The 19496-nt window shown below is 71.8% G+C and carries 21 protein-coding genes; 20 read left to right on the top strand and 1 reads right to left on the bottom strand.

The features are described 5' to 3' along the window. Positions 1-227: 227 nt before the first annotated feature. Entirely contained in the window at positions 228-878 is a 651-nt protein-coding gene (locus AB0M59_RS06170; protein WP_364609540.1) for a hypothetical protein, read from the bottom strand. Positions 879-896: 18 nt separating this feature from the next. Here AB0M59_RS06170 and AB0M59_RS06165 point away from each other — a divergent pair, with 18 nt between their 5' ends. The 20 genes from AB0M59_RS06165 (at position 897) to AB0M59_RS06070 (ending at position 19493) form a co-directional block, all read left to right on the top strand. Next, complete coding sequence (locus tag AB0M59_RS06165) at positions 897-1529, top strand: hypothetical protein (protein WP_364609537.1); 633 nt, start codon at positions 897-899, stop codon at positions 1527-1529. After that, complete coding sequence (locus AB0M59_RS06160) at positions 1523-2542, top strand: hypothetical protein (protein ID WP_364609534.1); 1020 nt, start codon at positions 1523-1525, stop codon at positions 2540-2542. The genes AB0M59_RS06165 and AB0M59_RS06160 overlap by 7 nt, the downstream gene beginning before the upstream one ends. Positions 2543-2768: 226 nt before the next feature. Next, on the top strand, positions 2769-3356 hold the full coding sequence (locus AB0M59_RS06155; protein ID WP_364609531.1) for an SAF domain-containing protein: 588 nt from the start codon (positions 2769-2771) through the stop codon (positions 3354-3356). Continuing rightward, complete coding sequence (locus AB0M59_RS06150; protein ID WP_364609528.1) at positions 3356-4270, top strand: carbon monoxide dehydrogenase maturation protein; 915 nt, start codon at positions 3356-3358, stop codon at positions 4268-4270. Before AB0M59_RS06155 ends, AB0M59_RS06150 begins: the two co-directional genes overlap by 1 nt. A gap of 8 nt (positions 4271-4278) precedes the next feature. Next, a complete protein-coding gene (locus tag AB0M59_RS06145) occupies positions 4279-5631 on the top strand; it encodes an ATPase, T2SS/T4P/T4SS family (protein WP_364609525.1) in 1353 nt (450 codons plus the stop codon). Then, positions 5628-6560 carry a pilus assembly protein TadB gene (locus AB0M59_RS06140; protein ID WP_364609522.1) on the top strand — a complete coding sequence of 311 codons (933 nt, stop codon included), beginning with the start codon at positions 5628-5630 and terminating at the stop codon, positions 6558-6560. The genes AB0M59_RS06145 and AB0M59_RS06140 overlap by 4 nt, the downstream gene beginning before the upstream one ends. Beyond that, positions 6557-7450, top strand: a complete 894-nt coding sequence (locus tag AB0M59_RS06135; protein WP_364609519.1) for a type II secretion system F family protein — start codon at positions 6557-6559, stop codon at positions 7448-7450. Before AB0M59_RS06140 ends, AB0M59_RS06135 begins: the two co-directional genes overlap by 4 nt. 56 nt (positions 7451-7506) lie before the next feature. Next, positions 7507-7713, top strand: a complete 207-nt coding sequence (locus AB0M59_RS06130) for a hypothetical protein (RefSeq protein ID WP_364609516.1) — start codon at positions 7507-7509, stop codon at positions 7711-7713. A gap of 80 nt (positions 7714-7793) precedes the next feature. Then, complete coding sequence (locus tag AB0M59_RS06125) at positions 7794-8204, top strand: TadE/TadG family type IV pilus assembly protein (protein ID WP_364609513.1); 411 nt, start codon at positions 7794-7796, stop codon at positions 8202-8204. Between the two features lie 87 nt (positions 8205-8291). Continuing rightward, positions 8292-9248, top strand: coding sequence for a hypothetical protein (locus tag AB0M59_RS06120; RefSeq protein WP_364609511.1), 957 nt, complete (start codon positions 8292-8294; stop codon positions 9246-9248). Continuing rightward, positions 9245-9715 carry a TadE/TadG family type IV pilus assembly protein gene (locus AB0M59_RS06115; RefSeq protein ID WP_364609508.1) on the top strand — a complete coding sequence of 157 codons (471 nt, stop codon included), beginning with the start codon at positions 9245-9247 and terminating at the stop codon, positions 9713-9715. The genes AB0M59_RS06120 and AB0M59_RS06115 overlap by 4 nt, the downstream gene beginning before the upstream one ends. Continuing rightward, positions 9712-10161 (top strand): pilus assembly protein TadG-related protein, encoded by a 450-nt coding sequence (locus AB0M59_RS06110; RefSeq protein WP_364609505.1) that lies wholly within the window; start codon positions 9712-9714, stop codon positions 10159-10161. Before AB0M59_RS06115 ends, AB0M59_RS06110 begins: the two co-directional genes overlap by 4 nt. A gap of 33 nt (positions 10162-10194) precedes the next feature. Further along, complete coding sequence (locus AB0M59_RS06105; RefSeq protein WP_364609502.1) at positions 10195-10620, top strand: hypothetical protein; 426 nt, start codon at positions 10195-10197, stop codon at positions 10618-10620. Further along, on the top strand, positions 10620-13502 hold the full coding sequence (locus AB0M59_RS06100) for a BTAD domain-containing putative transcriptional regulator (protein WP_364609499.1): 2883 nt from the start codon (positions 10620-10622) through the stop codon (positions 13500-13502). Before AB0M59_RS06105 ends, AB0M59_RS06100 begins: the two co-directional genes overlap by 1 nt. A gap of 953 nt (positions 13503-14455) precedes the next feature. After that, positions 14456-14776, top strand: a complete 321-nt coding sequence (locus AB0M59_RS06095) for a hypothetical protein (RefSeq protein ID WP_364609496.1) — start codon at positions 14456-14458, stop codon at positions 14774-14776. Positions 14777-14938: 162 nt separating this feature from the next. Further along, positions 14939-15148: a hypothetical protein gene (locus tag AB0M59_RS06090; protein ID WP_364609493.1), complete on the top strand. Its 210-nt coding sequence runs from the start codon at positions 14939-14941 to the stop codon at positions 15146-15148. Between the two features lie 62 nt (positions 15149-15210). Next, a complete protein-coding gene (locus AB0M59_RS06085; protein ID WP_364609490.1) occupies positions 15211-16380 on the top strand; it encodes an AAA family ATPase in 1170 nt (389 codons plus the stop codon). A 53-nt stretch (positions 16381-16433) separates the two neighbouring features. After that, entirely contained in the window at positions 16434-18191 is a 1758-nt protein-coding gene (locus AB0M59_RS06080) for a hypothetical protein (protein WP_364609487.1), read from the top strand. Between the two features lie 63 nt (positions 18192-18254). Continuing rightward, positions 18255-19046 carry a hypothetical protein gene (locus AB0M59_RS06075; RefSeq protein WP_364609484.1) on the top strand — a complete coding sequence of 264 codons (792 nt, stop codon included), beginning with the start codon at positions 18255-18257 and terminating at the stop codon, positions 19044-19046. A gap of 99 nt (positions 19047-19145) precedes the next feature. Further along, complete coding sequence (locus AB0M59_RS06070; RefSeq protein WP_364609481.1) at positions 19146-19493, top strand: hypothetical protein; 348 nt, start codon at positions 19146-19148, stop codon at positions 19491-19493. The last annotated feature ends 3 nt before the right edge of the window (positions 19494-19496 follow it).

The following is a 19496-nucleotide window of genomic DNA, read 5'->3' as shown; positions in this document are numbered from 1 at the left end:
ACCCTTCGTCCAACGAAAGCGCAACCATGAACGAATCACACGGCCACCTCGCCTCCGCACAGCAGCCGCTGACGCGACCCACCGAATCTGTGCTCACCGCGCCGGAAGCGTCACGCGAGGCAGAGCTCGTTCTCCGCCCCATGCCGCGTACCGCGTGCGTCACTGCGGGGCACCTGCACGCCGTGGGCGCAGGGACGCGCGTACGCGGTGTTGTCGCCGCGGTCGAGTCAGCCAGCGGTGAGGAGCATGGCGAGTGCCCCGCCGAACAGGCATGGCCCGAACGGCACCGTGGAGTGGCCCCGCTCGTCGCGGCGGTGCGCGCCGGGGACGGCGAGCAGCAGCAACCCCAGCAGGGAAGCGACGACCAGCGCGCCCGCCACCTGCGGCCAGCCGGTCCAGCCGGTCAGAGCGCCGACAACGGCTGCGACGACGATGTCCCCGGCCCCGACACCGCCGTCGGTGAGCACGGCCAGCACGAGGACCAGCCCACCGGCGGCCAGGAGGGCGCCGCCCGCGCGCACACCCGCGTCCACGTTGTCACGAGCCAGGCACAGGGCCCCGAAACCGGCGATCACGCCCGCGAGTTGCGGCCAGGCCAGCTGCCGAGGCAGGCGATGCTCGCACCAATCGACGATCGCCAACGGCACGCCGAGCACCGCCGCGAATCCGTACACCGCGACCTGGCCGCGATCACCGACCCGCCACGCCACCAGCGCCAGCAGCACCGCGGTGACCCCGCCACCCAGCCACCACGAACCAGCGATCTCACGCTCCCGCCGCACCAACCGTCGGGTGAGCGTGCTGGTAGTTGCGCCGATCCCCAGGCCGACGACAGCAGCGCCGAGGACCCACCACAGGCCGTTCACCGACAGTTGCACGACCCCTCCCGGCCTCGCATGATCACTCTGCCCGCCATCTTGCCTGTGTACACCGTGATTCCGCTCGCGTGCGGCCGGCGGGGGAGCGCACCGACGCGCACCTGCCCGCGCCTCGTCGCCGTCGCCGTCCTCGGATTCGCCGTGAGCGCCTGCAGCTCAAGCAGCTCCGACGCCCCGGCTTCCTCTGCGAGCGTGCCGAGCGCCGCTGCTGCGACAGTCACGACCGCATCGCCCGCCGGCACGGCGAGGCAGCAGGCGGTCGACGCCTACCTGGGCATGTGGCGCGACGTTGCCGCCGTCGCGACCAGCTCGGACTGGCGGTCGCCCCGGCTGGCCGAGCACGCCACCGGCGACGCCCTCTCGGTGCTCTCGCGCCAGCTCTACGCCGATCACTACAACGGCTTGATCAGCAAGGGTGCCCCGAGCAATTCCCCGGTCGCCCAGTCCGTCGACTCGCAGTACGACCCGAAATCGGTCGTGATCAGCGACTGCTCCGACGCGAGCACCTGGCTGAAGTTCCGGGCGGACAACGGGAAGCCGGCCGATGACGAACCTGGCGGCAAGCACCGGATCCATGCCGAAGTGAAGCTGGCTGTCGACGGTTCCTGGCGGGTGATTCGGTTCGCCGTGGAAGGAACTGGATCATGCTGACCGCCGCCCGCCGGTTCGGCATCGTCGCCGCTTCGGCGTCGGCGGTGATGCTGGCGAGCATGAACCCTGCGCTGGCCGGGGACTGGTACGGCGACGTCGACTGTGGACAGAGCTCCTATCCCGGCTGCGAGCTCGGCGCGGGCCAACGTGGCCGTGACGCGCCTGCGCCCCGGCCAGACCCCCGCACTGGCGCGCCGAAGCCCGAGAAGGGGCAGCGCGACACGCCGATGCCGCCGGGCGACCGGATTGTCGGTGGCGAGGACAACCGGGCGGCCTGCTCCTACGTCCGCAGCGACTATGAGCCACCGTCCAATGGAGTCCAAACCGCGAGCCATCGCCTGCACCACTCGACGGCCCACGGCGTGCAGTTCGCGTCCCGGGCGCAAGCCCGCTACCAAGAACCCTGGTTGGTGCAGGCGCCCGGTCAGGGCGGGGCGTGGTACGTCTATCAGTGCTCCGGGCAGGGCTCGCGCGATGCGTTGTTCCGGGCGCCGGTGTGGATCGCCGACGGACAAGCCCCCGGTACGGCCGAGGTGCCTTCGCCGCAGCAGCTGGCCGAGCAGGCCCGCTCGCAGCTGCGGCTGCCCAGCCCGCTGATCGCGTCGAGCCCGGCCGGCACGCAGTTGGTCCGGCTGCCGACGTGGCTGTGGCTGGACCGGGCGATGTGGCAGCCGCACTCGGCAACGGCAGCGGTGCCCGCGGTGTCGGTCACCGCGACCGCGACCCCGACCTCGGTGTCCTGGTCCACCGGCGACGGAACCACCGTGACCTGCACCGGTCCCGGAACCCCGTTCCCCGCCGGCGGTGCCGCGCAGGCCGTATCGCCGGATTGCGGACACACCTATCAGAGGTCCTCGGCCGGCAGCCCCGGTGAGTGGTTCCCGATCACCGTCACGGTGTCGTGGCGCGTCACCTGGGCCGGCGGAGGCACCGCGGGCGCCTTCTCGGACCTGACCACCAGCGCCGCAGCCTCCCTGCGGGTCGCCGAAATGCAGGCGCTCGGTACCGGATAAATCCCGCTCGCCCGTCCCCGCACCACCACATTCGTTCCCTGACCCCATTTTCGCGCACATCGCCGATAGCGCGGCACGGGCGAGCTACACCTTGGAAGGACCTCTCGTGACCGGTACCGACACACCCGCACGCGGGCAGAAGCCCGCTGGCGCATCGAGGCCGGCGTCGTGGCTGGACCGCACCGGCGAACCCGCGACACCGACTTCCCGGCGGGGCCCGCGGAGGGTGCCGCACCTGGCTGCCGGGGTGCTGCTCGTCGGCGTGTGCGCCGGCGGAACCGTCTGGTGGACCACCAGCATCCAGGACCGGACGCCGACCCTGGCCGTGGCCAGGCCCGTCACCGTCGGGCACGTGCTGGCCAGCGCGGACCTCCGCGCGGTCGACGTCTCTGCATCGCCAGGTACCGCACTCGTCCCGGCCGAGGAGATCGCCAGCGTCCTCGGCCGTCCGATGGCGACCACCCTCGGGCCCGGAGCCCTGTTGACGCCGGACGCCGTCGGCCCTGCCCGGCTGCCCGCCGTCGGCCGCGCGATCGTCGCGGTCGGGGTGAAGCCCGGGCAATTCCCGCCCGAACTGACCGCCGGCACCCCGATCACCGTGATCGTCACCGCCGCCACGCAACCCACGACCACCGCGGCGGCGCCGGTGGCGGGAACGACCTGGCGCGCCACCATGGTCGGCGTCGCACCCGCGGGCACGGACCAGACCACCGTGGTCTCGCTTGAGCTCACATCCACCGATGCTGTGACGCTGGCCCAGGTCCCGGCCGGCCAGCTCGCTCTGGTGATGGAGCCCGCGGGCGGTGACCGCTGATGCTGATCGCCTTGTGCTCGGTTCACGGCTCGCTGGGCGTGACCACCCTGGCCCTCGCCCTCGCCGCACACTGGCCCGACCCCGCACACACCCGCCGGCTGATCGCCGAGGTCGACCCAGCCGGCGGTGACCTGGCGATGCGATTGCACCTTCCGACCACACCCGGATTGGCCAGCCTCGCCGCCGCCGCACGCCGGCAGCCTCGCCCCGAGGTCGTGTGGGAACACACCCACGCACTGCCCGATGGCGCGCGCGTGCTCCTCGCCCCGCCCGGCAGCAGGCACACGCGCGCCGCCCTGCACATCCTGACCAGCGCCCAGCCCCAGCTGTTGCCCGCCGCCGCCCGCGAACCCGGCGTCGCGGTGCTGGCGGACTGCGGCCGGGTCGATCCCGGCACACCCGCCGAGGCGATCGCGCGCCAAGCGGACGCACTCGTACTGATCAGCGGCACGCACGGCGAGGACCTCGCCCACACCGCGGCACGGCTGAGGGAGCTGGCCCGCTGGACGCCACGGCCCGGACTGCTGCTCACCGGCGACGGCTACCCGACCGCCGAGGTCGAGCGCGAGCTCGGCGTGCCGACCATCGGGCGCCTCCCGCACGATCCGGCGGCCGCAGCCGCCCTGACCGCCCATCGACCACCGCCCGCGCGCCGCCGCCGTAACGGCGGACTGGCCCGCCACGTCGCCGCACTCGCGCTCACCCTGGCCACATCTACCTCCGCCGTCCCATCGCCGACGGCCGCCGACACGAGCACCGCAGAAGCACCGTCCGCGGACTCCCGCGTCCGCGGCAGCGCACCCGCTCACCCTTGCCGCGCCGACCTGGCTCCCGGGCGCAACCAGTCACCGGTGGGGGAGCTGTCTGGGGGCGGTAGCCCGTCACCCTCGACCGGGACGGAGCCACGCAGGTGACCGGGAGCATGCCCTCCACGCCACCGTCCACGGCGGACGCCGCGCAGCGGCTGCGCGCGCGGCTGCGGCACGCGCTCACCACTGAGTTGCCCGCACGTATCGAGGGGGTGACCCGCCCGGGCGACGGCCCGCTGCCGCTTGCGCGGCGGCGGGAGATCGCCCGTGAAGTCCTCGCGAGCGCCCTCGCCGCGCACAGCGAGGCCGAGCTGGTCGCCGGCCGGGAACTGGCGGACTCCAGCACTGAGACGCGACTCGTCGATCAGGTGCTGGATGAGGTGTTCGGACTTGGCGGCCTGCAACCGTTGCTGGCCGATCCGACGGTGGAGACGATCGCGGTCAACCGCTACGACTGGGTGTTCGTCCAGTACTCCGACGGCCGACGCACCCAGGCCGCACCGGTGGCTGCCTCGAACGATGAACTGACCGACTTGATCCGCACCCTGGCCGCGCGGGCGTCCTCGGAGGAGCGCCGCTTCGACCGCGGGTCACCCGCTCTGAACCTGCAACTCCCCGGCGGCGAGCGACTGTTCGCGGTCCTCGGCCTGACCGCAGGCGGAGTGACAGCCTGCACCATCCGGCGGCACGGTTACCTCGCTGCCACCCTCGCCCAGCTGCGTCGCCGCGGCACCCTCGACGTCGGGTTGGAGCGGTTCCTGCGCGCGCTGGTGCGGGCGCGGAAGAACGTGCTGATCACCGGCGGCACCGGTGCCGGAAAAACCACGATGCTGCGCGCCCTCGCCGGCGAGATGGACCCGCTGGAACGGCTCGTCACGATCGAGGACGCCTTCGAACTGGGACTCGGGCTGGATCCGCAGCGGCACGCCGACGTCACCGCGCTGCAGGCCCGCGAACCAAACGTGGAGGGCGAGGGCGCCATCGATCAGGCCGAGCTGGTTCGCTGGGGCCTGCGGATGAGCCCGGACCGGGTGATCGTCGGCGAGATCCGCGGGCCCGAGGTCATTCCGATGTGCAACGCGATGTCCCAGGGCAATGACGGCTCCATGGCCACTCTGCACGCCTCCAGCTCGAAGATCGCGTTCACCCGGCTCGCCTCCTACGCCGCACAGGGCCCGGAACGGCTGCCGCTGGACGCCACCGCGCTGCTCGTGGCGAGCGCGGTGCATTTCGTCGTGCACCTGGACCGCGCGGCAGACCGCACGACGCGGGTGATCGCCTCGGTCCGCGAGGTGGTCGACGCCGAGGCCGGGGCGGTGATCTCCAACGAGGTTTACCGCCGTGGCCCGGACCGCCGCGCGGTGCCCGTGGCCGGGGCGTTGCGCAGGGACACCCTCGACGACTTGGTCGCGGCCGGTTTCGACCCTGAGTTGCTGGCGCGGCCGGAGGGGTGGTGGACGCCATGAGCATCGACACCACCACGGCCGTCGCCGCCGCGCCGGGGCTGGGAATCGCCGTGGGCGTGCTGCTGATCGTCACCGCCTGGTCCCGAGCCACGGCAGGATCGACCGTGTCGCGTGGTGCCGGGCTGGTTCGTGCTCTGCGGCGCGTCGCCGGCGATCGGCGTGCAGTGGCGCGCCTGACGATGGTGGTCGCCGTCGGCGCGGGGGCCGGGGCGGTGACCGGGTGGGTGGCCGGCGCGGTGCTGGCCGCCGCGGCGGTGTGGTTCCTGCCCCGACTGGTCGGTCCGGACCGCGCACACGCGCGCCGGGTCGCCCGGATCGAGGCGATCGCGTCCTGGACGGAGATGCTGCGCGACGTGCTCTCGGCGGCGGCCGGGCTCGAACAAGCCGTCCTCACCACCGCCCCGCTCGCACCCGCGGCGATCCGCGGCGAGGTCACCGCGCTCACGGCGCGGCTGGAAAGCGGGCAGCGCCTGGCGCCGGCACTGCGCGCGTTGTCGCGCGAGCTGGACGATCCGACCGCGGACCTCGTCCTCGCGGCGCTGGTCCTTGCCGCGGAGCATCAGGCCCGGCAGCTCGGCGACTTGCTCGGCTCGCTGGCGATCACCGCTCGTGGGCAGGCGGCGATGCGGATGCGGGTGGAGGCAGGGCGGGCGCGGACGCGCACGTCGGTGCGGGTCATCGTCGCCACCACCGTGGCGTTCGCCGCCGGGGTCGTGGTGTTCAACCGCGCCTACCTCGACGTCTACAACACCGCCGCCGGCCAAGCCGTCCTTCTGGTGATCGGTGGTCTGTTCGCCGGCGGATTCGCCTGGCTCGCCCGGATCGCGGCAGGCGAGGGTCACGTGAAGGTCCTGGTGTTGGACTCTGCGGGGCCGCCCGGCGCACGTGACGGTGGCGAGACCGTCGCCGGAGGAGGCGGGCGCTCATGATTCCCGCTCTCGTCCTCGGCGCCGGTATCGGCGTCGGGTTGTGGCTGCTGGCGACCTGGGTCTGGCCGCATCGCCCGGCGTTGAGTGACCGGCTCACTCAGATCAGCGCGCGACCCTCGGCCGCGCCGATCGTGGACGCGGACGACTCCGTCTGGGTCGCTGCGTGGGGCCGGATATTCGTGCCCGGCCTGCGGAGGCTCGGCCTGCCTGGCGCCGCGATCGAGAATGATCTGCGGATCACCGGCCGCGGCACCAACACCCACCTCGCCGCGAAAGGCCTGCTCGCCGTGGCCGGGCTGGTGGCGCCGTGGTTGCTGCAGGCCCTGTTCGCCTTGAGTGGGTTGTCGCCGGGTGTGCAGGTGCCGCTGCTGGCCGGGCTCGTGCTTGCCGTGCTGGGCTTCCTGACCCCCGATCTCGACGTCCGGGCCAAGGCGACCCGGCTGCGACGCGATTTCCGCAGCGCGCTCTCGGCGTTCCTCGACCTTGTCTGGATCACCCTCGCCGGCGGCGCTGGTGTCGAGGCCGCCCTCCACGACGCTGCCGCTGTGGGGGCGGGCCCGGCGTTCGGCAAGATCCGCCGCGCCTTGCGCGCCGCGCAGCTGACCCGCACCACGCCGTGGGACACGCTGCGCCGGCTCGGCGAGGAACTCGGCATCACCGAACTGGCCGAACTCGCCGCGTCGATCTCGCTGGCCGGCACCGAAGGCGCTCGGGTGCGGGCATCCCTGGCGGCGAAGGCACAAGCGCTGCGCACCCATCAGGTCACCGACGCCGAGGCCGATGCTCAATCGGCCACCGAACGGATGGCGCTGCCGGTGACCCTGCTGTTCCTCGGCTTCCTCGGGTTCATCGCCTATCCGGCGGTAATTCAAGTCCTTAATGGACTCTAGCTGGGCTTGGCCGCCCGCTGTGTCGCGAGGAAGGTATTGCAAGACAACGGAAAGAGATGGATGTCATGTTGCACCACATGCGTAGTCTCTGGGAACTGATGCGAGCGCGCATCACCCTGTTGGGCGCTGACGCCGAGCGCGGCGAAATCACCACCACGGTCATCGTCACGGCACTGATGGCCATCGCCGCCATCGTCATCGTCGCGATCATCGTCGCCAAGCTCACGGCGAAGGCGGAATCGATCGACCTCGGGCTCGGCTGACGATGCTCGCCCGACCCATCCAAAACCACCACCACCACCGGCGCCAGTACCGGCAGCGACCACGCGACCGCGCTCGCCGGATGCGTGCACGCCTCCGGCAGGCCGTGGGCGGAGACCGCGGCGAGATCACCGTCGAACTGGTCATCGCGACCCCATTGCTGCTGCTGGCCCTGCTGGCGATCATCCAGTTCGCCGTGTGGTCGCACGCCACGCACGTCGCCCAGGCGGCCGCCTCCGAGGCACTGGCTGCTGCCCGCACTCAGTACGGCACCACCGGCACCGGGCTGGCCGTCGGTCGGCGCTTGCTCGAGGACCTCGCCGCCGGTCCGCTGCGCAACCCCGCCCTCGAGGTGTCTCGCGGCGCGGACACGGTGTCTGTGAGTGTCCGTGGCGAGGCCGCCGCGGTGCTGCCAGGCATGCACCTGCACGTGCACGCCGAAGCATCAGGCGAAGCAGAGCGATTCGTGCCGAACACAGCCTCGGCACCCTGACTTTTCCTTCCTACACAGGAGATTCGGCTCCAGGCCCGAAAGGACACCCCGATGACGTGCCACAAACCCACCAGAGCGTCCTCGCCCGTGGTCACGGGCTTGTTCCCCGACGGACCGGACTCCCTGGTCGTGAATCCCGCCATCCCCGATCGGCGATGGCGCACCGAGTATGTGCGTGCCTGGCTACCTCTCCGACTTGTCCTTACCGGACTGACCGGCACTGCCGTCGCGGGTTTCGCCGTGCTCGCGGCCCGCTCAGGCGCGGGTCCGGTAGCGGGAGACGCGCTCGGCTTCGGGATCCTCACCGCCGGTGCGAGCGTGGTGAGTGGCTGGCGCCGCGCCACCCGGGTGCTGGTCGATCATCGCCACGGCGCGGCGCTTTCGTGTCGGCTCGACCGGGTGCGCGGCGAGTTCTTCCTGCGCAGCCGTGACTTCGCCGATCTCGGCGCGCCGGCCGCCGCGGCGGTGCGGGAGCTGATCGCGGGCGTGGACGAACTGCACCGCAGCCCGGCGCGAGCCTGGTTCGACCCGGCGCTGTGTCATGAGGTGCACCGAGTGGTGTGGGAGACCTTGTCTGTGCTGGACCGCACCCGCGCGGCCCGCAGCTTGGCGACTGAACTCGCGGGCGACCCGGATGCCGAGGTCGGTGAACTGGCCGCTGCGGCGCGCGAGGCGGTCGCCGTGGTCGACGCGGGCCTGGCCGAGGTCGCGTGGCATATGCGCGGCTGCATCGCGTTGTCGCGGGCGTGGGAGACGAAACTCCGCCACGCCGAGCTGGCCGTCCGCACAGACCGCACCCTGGCCATCCTGCCCGGGGACGACCGTGTGCGGGCTATGGGACGGACGGCGGAGTCGTGGCCGCGGAACTTGCACGCCTACCTCACCGCTGCTCGAGATCTCACGGGAGCCGGAGCGTTCCCGTGGGAAAAGCCGGCATCGTCGTGGCTGCAGGTTCCTGGCAGCCATGCGGCCGGGGGAGGAGCCGCGACCCGTCGTTTCAGCTGGTTCCGCGGCAGCGAGCCCGACAAGACGAGGGCGCCGTGAGCCCGCAGACACCGAAACGCGAGATAGCGCGTCGCCGGTGGTGGCGTGGCGAGCGTGGCTCGGTGACCGTCGAGGCCGTGCTGCTAACCCCGCTGCTGGTCATGCTCCTGGTATTCCTGGCCGTCGCGGTGCACCGCGACGTCGATGCCCGGCTGCGGCTCGACGACGCCGCCCACCAAGCCGCCCGCGCCGCCACCCTGCAACGCAGCACTCCTGCCGCTGCCACCGCCGCACAGCAGACCGCCGGCGCGGCGCTCGCCCACGCCGGAGTGGTGTGCCGCGACGTGGCCACCACGATGTCGGGCACGCTGACCCCCGCCGCGACGATCACGGTCAGCGTGCGCTGCACCGTCGACCTCGGACAGGCCCTGCTCCTGGCCGTGCCTGGCGGGAAGGTCCTGGAATCGACCGCCAGCGAGGTGGTCGACGCGCACCGCTCGGCCCCCGCAGCGGAAGTGGCGCGATGACCGGCAGCGGCGCCGACGGCAGGTGGGGCGTGTGGTGGCGCGCCGAGCGGGGCCAGCTGTCGGCGTTCGTACTGGTGCTGCTGATCGGGCTCCTCGCCCTGGCCGGCCTGAGCCTGGACGGCGGCCTCGCGCTGGCGAGCAAGGTCCGCGCCGGCGGAGCGGCCGAATCCGCCGCCCGGGCCGGCGCCCAAGCCCTCGACCTCGCGGCCTACCGCGCCAGCGGCGAGGTCCGGCTCGATCCCGTCCTGGCTCGCGAGCTCGCGCAGCGGTATTTGGCGAGCATCGGCGCCACCGGCACCGTCGCGGTCGCCGCGGACACCGTGACCGTCGAGGTCACCGCCACCTACCGCACCCAACTGCTCTCGCTGGTCGGCGTCAAGGACATCCACACCCACGGGCACGCCGCCGCCCACCCGCAACTCGGGATCACCGGCATCGAGCCCTGACCCACGGGCAGCACCACGACAAGGAGACACGGCATGGTCACCTCGGAAGACGAGATCACCCGCCGCATCGAGGAACGCGATTCTGAACGCAGCGCCCACCGAGCCCAGGCAGCCATCCTCGTGGTGCAGCTGGCCAGCCGGCACTGCGAGCTGGCCGGGCAGCTCGCCGAGCTCGAACGCGACCTCGGCAGAGTCTTGACCGAGGCTGGTGACGTCATCGACGTGGCCGAACTGGCGCAGATCACCGACATCCCCGTCGCCGATCTCACCCGCTGGCTCGACCACGCAGCCAAGCCGGCCCGCAGCGGCAAGCGCTCACGGCCGCGCGTGAGGATCCGCGACGCCGCCGGTCACGGCACGGCGACAGCACTCGAACCGCGTGCCGCACGGACCTTGCCCCAGGCACCGAACGAGTCAGCCGAGCCCGCCGAAGCTGCGGCCGCAGCGGCGCGCAGCTGATGGTCGGCCGCACACCGATCGCGCGCACCGTCCGGCTGCTGGGCCTGGGCGTGCGGGGACTGCTCGCGCTCGGCCTGCTGGCTGCGCTGGTGGCAGGACTGCCCTGGGCGCTCGTCTATGGCGCCGGGTGGCCGTTGCCGAATCATCTTCCGAGCCTGGACGAGCTCGGATCGGCGCTTATCGCACCGATGTCGACAAGTCTTCTGCTCGACATTCTGGCCTGCCTGGTGTGGGTGCTGTGGCTGGTGTTCGTCCTCGACGTCGCGGCCTGTGCCCTCGAGTCCGCCCGGGGTGTCCGGTGGCCGGACCTGCGCCGGCAGGCAGGTCCGGTGCGGCGCGTCGCGGCCATGCTCGTCGGGGCCCTGCTCGTGGCGATGCTGGGCCGCACCGCCAACGCCGCACCCGCACCCCCCGCCGAGCCCGCCCGGTCTACCGGCGCCGCGCCGACGGTCGTGACGAGTCGTGTCGAGACCATGCCGGTCGCAGAAGAGCACACCGCCGACCAGCCGGCCCCAGTCCAGCCCGGTACCGAGCGGGTACGGCCGCCGGAGGACGGAGTGCACGACTCGCTGTGGCGCATCGCGCAACGCTGCCTCGGCGACGGGGACAGGTGGCTCGAGATCTGGGCACTCAACCAGGGCAGCACCCAGCCGGGCGCGCGCGTGCTGAGCAACCCGAACCTGGTTCACCCCGGCGACATACTCCGCATCCCCACCGCCGATCCTGTCGCCGGTTCCCCCGTCTCACCACCGCAGGCGTCAGACGCTGTCCCCGCCAGCCCGGCAACCGCGACCGAACCGCCACCCTCGGCGCCGAGCACGATCACGCCACTACCTGCAGACCCGGCACCCTCCCATGTGGACGCCGGTACAGACACGGCAATTGACCACCCCGCCGGCGGTGCGGTGAGCTGGGGCAGTGGTGAGGTGTTCGCGAGCCTGAGCCTCGCCGCCGTGGTCAGCGCCCTGGTCCTGCTCGTGCGGCGCCGCCGCCAGGCGCGTTACCGGCCCGGCGGCCGATGCGACGGGGATGTGGCGGCCGCGCCCGTGGTGTATCAACTGCGACTGGCGCACCTGCGCGCCCAGCACCACGACGAAGACACCGCACTGGACATCGAAGGCGAGCCCGACGACGCCGGCGGTACCGAAGCCGACGTCCCCGTCACCCGGCAGCACCGTCGTGAACCCGTTCACCGGAGTAACGAGGGCCAGCTGCAGCTGCTTCTCACTCGCAGCCATCGCGTGGTCGCCGCCGCGCCCACCGGTACCGACAGCGGACCGGCGACACCACCGCGGGCGGTCGACATCGCCCTGCGCACACGTGCACCGCGCACCGACGCCAGGACCACCGACACCGCAGCGGGCGAGGCCACCCACGTCGCCCTCGACCTGGCTCGCGTGCACGGCCTCGGCCTGGTCGGGCCCGGCGGCTACGCCGCGGCCCGCGCCCTGCTGCTCACCATCCTCACCACCGCACGCGAAGACGCACCAGCACCGAGAGTGCTTGTCCCCGCCGAAGACCTCGTCCGCCTGCTCGGCGCGCCGAGGCCCGGGACGGACTTGCCCGACGCGCTCAGTGTCGTCGTCGACCTGGACGCCGCCGTGGCCGTGCTCGAAGCCCCGGAATCGTCCCGGCCCGCCGTCCTGATCGCGACATCGCCCCGCGACCCGGAGCGGCAGGCGCGACTGCAGCACCTGCTCGACAACGGCGCCCAGCGCGGCGTCACGGCGCTGCTGCTCGGTCAATGGCGGCCTGGAGTGACCGCCTACATCACCGCCGGCGGGACGATCTCCGCGACCGACCCCGAGCTCGGCGAACCCCTGCGTGGCACCCGCAGCTTCACCCTGCCCGAAACTGCCACCCGTGACCTGCTGACCTTCCTGTACACCGCGCAGGACCACGACGGCCCCGTCGACGCGAACTCGGCCGCGTCAGATGCCGGTGCAACAGCCCCTGATCGACTGGAGATCACCTCCGACCGGTCCGTGCCGGAACCGGCTTTCACCGCGGCCGCTGCACCCGCCCGCGAGCCGCGCACACTGCCGGCCACGCAGGCCGCGGACGCGGCGAGACCCACACCGCTGACGCTGGCGGTGTTCGGCGCTCCGGCTCTGCACTGGCGCCGTGACCCGGCCCGGCCCGACATCGACACGCGCGACCTGTCGGGAAAGCTGAGCAGCCGACCGGTCGAACTGCTGGTGTTCCTCGCCGTCCATCCCGACGGAGTGTTCCGGGACGGGATCGTCGACGCGCTCTGGCCAGATCAGCCGCCCCGCAACCCCGCCAGCGTCCTGCGCACCGTCGTCTCCCGGATCCGCCACACGATCGACACTGCCACCCGCGGCGCCGTCGGTGCCCTGATCCTGGCCGAGCACGGTCACTACCGGCTCGACCCAGCCGTCGTGGAGGTAGACTACTGGGGCTTCGCCGACGCCGTCACCGCGCGCCGTAGCGCCACCACCCCCGAGCGGCGCACTAGCGCCTACGCGGCCATCGTGGCGCACTACGGCGGACCACTGGCCGAGGGCCTGGACGCCGAATGGCTCGTCGCCGCCCGGGAATCCACACGGCGCGACGCGCTCGAAGCTGTGGCCGCGCTCGCCCGCGCCCGCGTCGAGGACGACCCGGACTACACCCTGGATCTCCTCGAAACCGCGCGCAGCTTCGACCCACACAACGAACTGCTCTACCGCGACATCATGCGCATGCAACACGCCCTGGGCCGGCACGGCGAAATCTCCCGCACACTCACGCTCTTGCGGACCCGCTTGGCCGAAATCGACCTCACACCCACCGCGGACACCGGCGACCTCGCCCGCCGGCTACGCGAACGCGAGACCGGGATACCGCTCGGCGATTTCTCCCGAGCCACGGCGCCATGAATGACCACCCCGACGGCTCTCGAATACACCTCGGCGACGTGGCCTTCGAGGCATGGCTCCGGCGGGCCAAAGGTATTTGAGCGAAACAGTGAAATACCTCGATATCATGCCACGACATCTGCCCGTGCCGATGCTAGCGTCGACTACGACAGCACAATCGTCGACGCCGGAGAAAAAGAACCCCGTGCGCACGGACCCCTATTTCCTTGCAATGTCGTCACCGTCGCGCATCGAGCGTCGAGCGCGACCGCCGCGCGCCACGACGACCGCCCGGTCCAGCGCGCGCGACCATGGCTCCGACTGTGACGCCAGTGCCTCGAGCGCCGATGACGACACGCATCAGCGGTCACCCGCCGCCACCGGCCCGTGTGGGATTGATGCGGAGGGTGACCGCCAACCGGGGTGCCGCCGCCCCCGCCAATCAGCCTCGTTCTCCGGTATCCGCCTAAGCCGGATCCCCCTGTCTCAGCCGTTCTCGCAGCTCACGACCACCGCACGGGGATCCGCCAGTATCCCAGACTCGCTTGACACCAAGCAGGTAAGCACATCAGGCCCGGCGCCGGCGTCACGTCGTTTCGTCATCGCTTCCGTCCCGCTCGCCATTGCCCCCTGGTCACCTCTCGCACCTCTCGCCTCCCGTTCCTATTTTCTCACAGAAGCTCATTCATTCACGGCCTTATTTGCGGCCGGCGTCGACAGTCTTGAATTCAACGGAAATCGCCTGACCTGCACAAACGCGACGGGAATCCCATTTCCCACGAGAAAATACCCTGAAATTGACCCTGAAAACTATTGCGCGGGCATCCTGGATCGAGTTACGTTTGTTGTGTCACCGGGAAACCGGAAACCGCAAACAATCACCCGGGCGCGAACCGTCAACCCGGGAAGTCGAAATCCGGCAATTCGCGATGGGGGACCGCTATGTCCCGCAGCTGCCGTGAAAGGAACCACCGATGACCACGCCATCAACCACTCTCGTCACGGGCGCCACGCGCACCGCACCGGACGCGGCACCCCGGGTCCGCAACGGCGAGCCCCGCCGCATTGTCGACGAACACCCGGTCGAGACCGTGGTCCGGGTCATCCCGCTGATCAGGGCGCGGCTGTTCATGCCGGACGACGTCGCCCCCGACGAAGGCCGTGTGCTGGCCGACCTGCCCGCCCTGCCCCCGGTCGGCACCCGGATCCTGCACGACGGGTTCGAGTACGTCGTGGCCGAAGTCCTGCAGGAAACCGGCAACGTCTGGGTGTCGATCTATCTCGATGACGTCTGAGACCGTCGCAACGTCGCCGCGAACGTGGCGGGTCGCCGCCGCACCAAGGGACAGCCCAGGTGAACCGTCACCCGGCAACCCGGAAGCCAGCAACTCACGAATGGGACCGCTATGCGTCACGAGCAACGCACGCCGCCAGTCGGTAGGACAACGGCCACGACCGTGTCCGTTGCCGAAGCCGCCGAGATCGGCGGGTTCAACGGGTGGGCCGCCGCCGAGATCGCGGCACGCTACACCGACGTCACAGCAGCGATGGGTGAACCGCCCGCGATCCCGCTGCGCTACCACACCGCGCCCACCCTCACCGCCGCCTACGCCGCCGCCTTCCACCGGGAATTCGCTGCCTGTGTCGCCGACCAGGGCCTGCGCTGAGCCGCCACCCCTTCCCGCCTGCACACCGTGCCCGTCTGTTTCTGTGAAAGGAACCCGACACCATGACCACGCCAGCCACTACTGCGGTCACGGGCAGCGCACCCGCCGCCCCGGGCGCGGGCAACCGACTGCCGGGCGGCGAACTCCGCCGCAGGGTCGCCGAACAGCTCGCCCACGACCCCGCCGCCGCACTCACCCCCGGAACCATCGCCAGCAAGCTCGGCGGGAAGTCGTCCGGAGCGGTCGGTAACGCACTGGCGACGTTGGAAGCACGCGGGGAAGCGGACAAGGTCGGCACCAACCCGCTCACCTACCGCGCGACCGACAAAACCGCCGACGCCGCGCGAAAGGCCACAGTCACCCCGCGCGGCACCCCACCCACCGCCGCCCCCGCACCACCGCCGCCCACCACAGCGCCCATCCCGCCCGCGCTGGTGACCGGACCGGTACGGCGCCCGAACGGGCAGCTGTACCACCCCCGCAAACTGTCCGACCTGTCCGACGTGACCGCACTTCGACGGTTGCGGGACGCGGGTGTGCCCGCGCTCATGTACGGGCCACCCGGGACCGGGAAAACGTCGGTGGTGGAGGCCGCCTTCGACGACCTCGTCACCATTCAAGGCGACAGCGACACCGTGACCGACGACTTCGTGGGCTCCTACACCCAAACCCCGGACGGCCTCTACGAATTCGCCTACGGGCCGCTGGTGACCGCGATGCGCGAAGGTCGCGCGCTGTTCGTCGACGACGCGACCCTGATCCCGCCGACCGTGCTCGCGGTGTTGTACCCCGCGATGGACGGACGCCGCCAAATCATCATCAAGACCCACAAGAACGAGGTGGTCGACGCCGTGCCCGGGTTCTACGTCGTGGCCGGACACAACCCCGGAGTCCACGGCGCGGTGCTGACCGACGCGCTCTCCTCCCGGTTTTCCGCGCAGATCCAGGTGTCCACCGACTACGACCTCGCCACCAAGCTCAAGATTAACGAGAAGGCGGTGCGGGTCGCGAAGAATCTCGCCGCACGGCAGGCAAAGGGCGAGATCGGGTGGGCGCCGCAGTTGCGTGAGCTGATCGCGTTCAACCGGATCGCCGACGCGCTGGGCACCACCGCCGCCGCCGGAAACCTGATCGGCATCGCCCCCGAAGAAGACCGGGACGTGGTCGCCGACGCGGTGCGCAACACCTTCGGTGCCAACGTCGCCCCGCTGTCGCTGGGCGCGCAGTTCTAACCCGCACCACCGCCGCCGACCCGCGCGCACCGTCGCCGAAAGGACCCACACCCGTGACCGCCCACGTAGCCGCCGCCACGTCCACACCGACCGCCGTGTTTCCCGCCGCCCCCGGGTGGCTGACCCTGTCCGCCGCGTTCGGCGACGAGGTCCCCACCATCGCCGACCGCGACGACCTCGTGGTCACCGTCGCCCCGGGGGCCGGACACGGCGCGCCGGCCTGCTTCTTCCCCGACCTCGCCACCATCGAGGTTGACGGCACCTACCTGGACACCGGGGTCGACCCCGCCACGGTCGAACCCCACCGCGTCGGGGACCGCAAGCGCTACCGGACCATCTGGGGACTGCTGACCCACGAGGCTGGCCACGCCCACTTCTCCCGCTGGCGGGCCCCCGCTGGCGCGCCCCCGGGCGCGGCGGCCGCCGCCGATGCGCTGGAAGAGTCCCGGATGGAGGCCCGTCAGGTTCAGCACCGCCCGGGGGACCGGTACTGGCTGCGCGCCAGCGCCACCAACCTGATCCTCGCCGACACCCAGGCACACGACCCCGCCGCCGCGCCCCAGATGACCGCCCAGGACGCCGCCCGCAGCGCCGCGCTGCTGCTGGCGCGGGTGGACGCGGGGATCCTGACCCGCCGCGAAGTCGCCACCGTCGACCGAGTGGTGCGCGACATCCTCGGGACCGACACCCTCACGACACTGCGCCGCATCTGGCGCGCCGCGCATCGCACCGCCGACGACGACGCCACGCGCATGATCGAACTGGGGCGCCGCTGGTGCGACGCGATCGGCACCGACGCGAACCAGCCGCCCGACACCCCCGACCCGAACGCTACCGCCCACGGGACCGGGAACGGCACGCCGTCGCCGCTGGCGGGCGCGATCACCAGCGCCGCCGCCGCCATCGCTCGCGCGGTCGCCGCGACCGTCGCCCCCACCGACCCCGTCACGCAAGCCATCGACGCCCGCGCCGCCGACGACACGGCACGCCAGCAAGCGCAGGACGCGGCGAACGCGGTGTTCGGCGGCACCGGAACCGGATTCGACGCGACCGCCCGCCACATCACGGGCACTCGTGCGCCGAGCGCGACAGAACAGACCGCCTCGCGGCACCTCGCCCGCGCGCTGACCACCGCCGGACACCGGGAACGCACCGCCACGAAAACCCGTTCGACGGTGCCGCCGGGACGGTTGCGGATGCGGGGCGCGATGACCGCCGACGCGCAACGCTCGGCGGGCGCGATCCCCACCGCCGAACCGTTCACCCGCACCACCCGCAGTGTGGTGCCCGCCCCGCCGTTGCGGCTGGGAATCATCTGCGACGTCACCGCCTCCATGAGTGCCCTCACCGACCCCGTGGCCTCGGCGGCCTGGATCCTCGCCCACGCCGCCCACCACACCGCCGTACCCGCCACCACGGCCACCGTGGTTTTCGGCGCAGGCATCGTCACCCCGATCACCCGCCCCGGGGCCACCCCCGCCAAGGTGACCACATTCGGCACCCGCTACGGCGGGCACGCCATCGACACCGCGATCAGCGCCCTCGACGGTGCCCTCGACCTGTCCCGCCCCACCGCCGCGCGGCTGCTAGTGATCATCTCCGACGGCAACTTCGAACTCGAAACCCGGCAGCCGGGCCAGAAGATGCTCGACCGGCTGCGCGAGAGCGGGTGCGCGGTGTTGTGGCTGGCCCCCGACAAGCCCGGCACCGACCCGATGAACGGCGCCACCGTGCACACCCTGACCGACCCGACCACCACCGCCCGCGCCATCGGGCAGGCCGCCACCGCCGCCCTGCGCGCCACCCGCTGACCCCCACGGGTCCCGGGGGGCGTCGCTCCCGGGACCCGCTGACCCGACCACGGAAGCAAAGCCATGAACACGACACCCGCCACCACCGACCAGACCGTCCCGCCGGACGCGGTGACCATTGTTCCCGCCGCACCGGGCCCGGTGCCCCTGCGCAACCCCGAGGGCATGTGGGCCTTCGTCATCACGACGGTGGGGCTCACCGCTCCCGGGGCCGGAGGCCGCCCGACCGACCCTGATCCCGACCCCGCACGCACCGACATCGCCTCGCTGTTCGCCGGGGCATGGCTGCCCGCACCACCGCCAGCGACCCTGAACCGGGGTGACGTCGTGGTGCGGTTGGCCTCGCCGGCGGACCTCGACCGCACCCGAGTCGACGTCGAGGTCCTCGCCGCCCACGAGGACGAGTGGCGCAGCGTGCGGATCCCGCCCGCGCTGGACACGCGCTGGCCACATCACGTGGCGACCACGGTGCTGTCCTGGATGCGTGCCCTCGCCGACGAGGCCGCCCGGACGGTGACGCGGCAGGCCTTCACCACAACCCTCGGGACCGGTAGCGCGCACCTCGGGCCCCGCCCGGACGCGCCGGACGCACTCGCAACACTGATCGACGCCGGACTCCTCGCGGTCGGCGACCGCCTGAGGTGGAACGGGAACACCGCCACCGTCTGCCACGGCGGGGCACTGGCCCACGGCACCGAACCCCACGAGCTCTGTACCTCCGCCGTCTCCACGCTGGCCACCAACCTCGCGACCCCGGTCACGGTCAACGGCAGGCACCTATGGCGCCACCCGCGCGAGGGCCGCACTCTCGCCCAGCTGCGCGCCGGACTGGCCAGCAACCGACACCCGCACTGAGCCCCCGGAATCCATCACGACCGGAGAACATCCGACATTCCCCAGGACGGTCACACCATGCGCGAACCTCAGCTTGACCCATACCCCGGTACACCGACGGTGACCGACGCGCAGGCGTCGCGGTGTGGCGACGTCGTCGACCCTGCCACCGGGCTTCCGCGCACGCTGGAGGACAAATGTCCGACCTGCATCTTCCGGCCCGGCAACCTGATGCACCTCACTGAGGGCGCACGAGAGGACATGGTCCGGGCCGCGCTCGAGAGGGGCAGCTGGATCGTCTGCCACACCACCCTGCCTGATGCCGGGATCCCGATCGGGCAGCAGGCGATCTGCCGAGGCTTCTGGGACGTGCACGCCCGCGACTCACTCGGCTGCCGCCTCGCCGTCGCGTTCGACGGCCCCGTGCTCGTCCCGCTTCCCGCCGTACCCGACCAACCGCACGCCTGAAGA

Origin of the sequence: Amycolatopsis sp. NPDC051371 (assembly GCF_040682155.1) — a bacterium.
Classification (GTDB): domain Bacteria; phylum Actinomycetota; class Actinomycetes; order Mycobacteriales; family Pseudonocardiaceae; genus Amycolatopsis.
The sequence above is the reverse complement of the archived record's forward strand: the minus strand, read 5'-3'. Positions and strand labels throughout refer to the sequence as shown.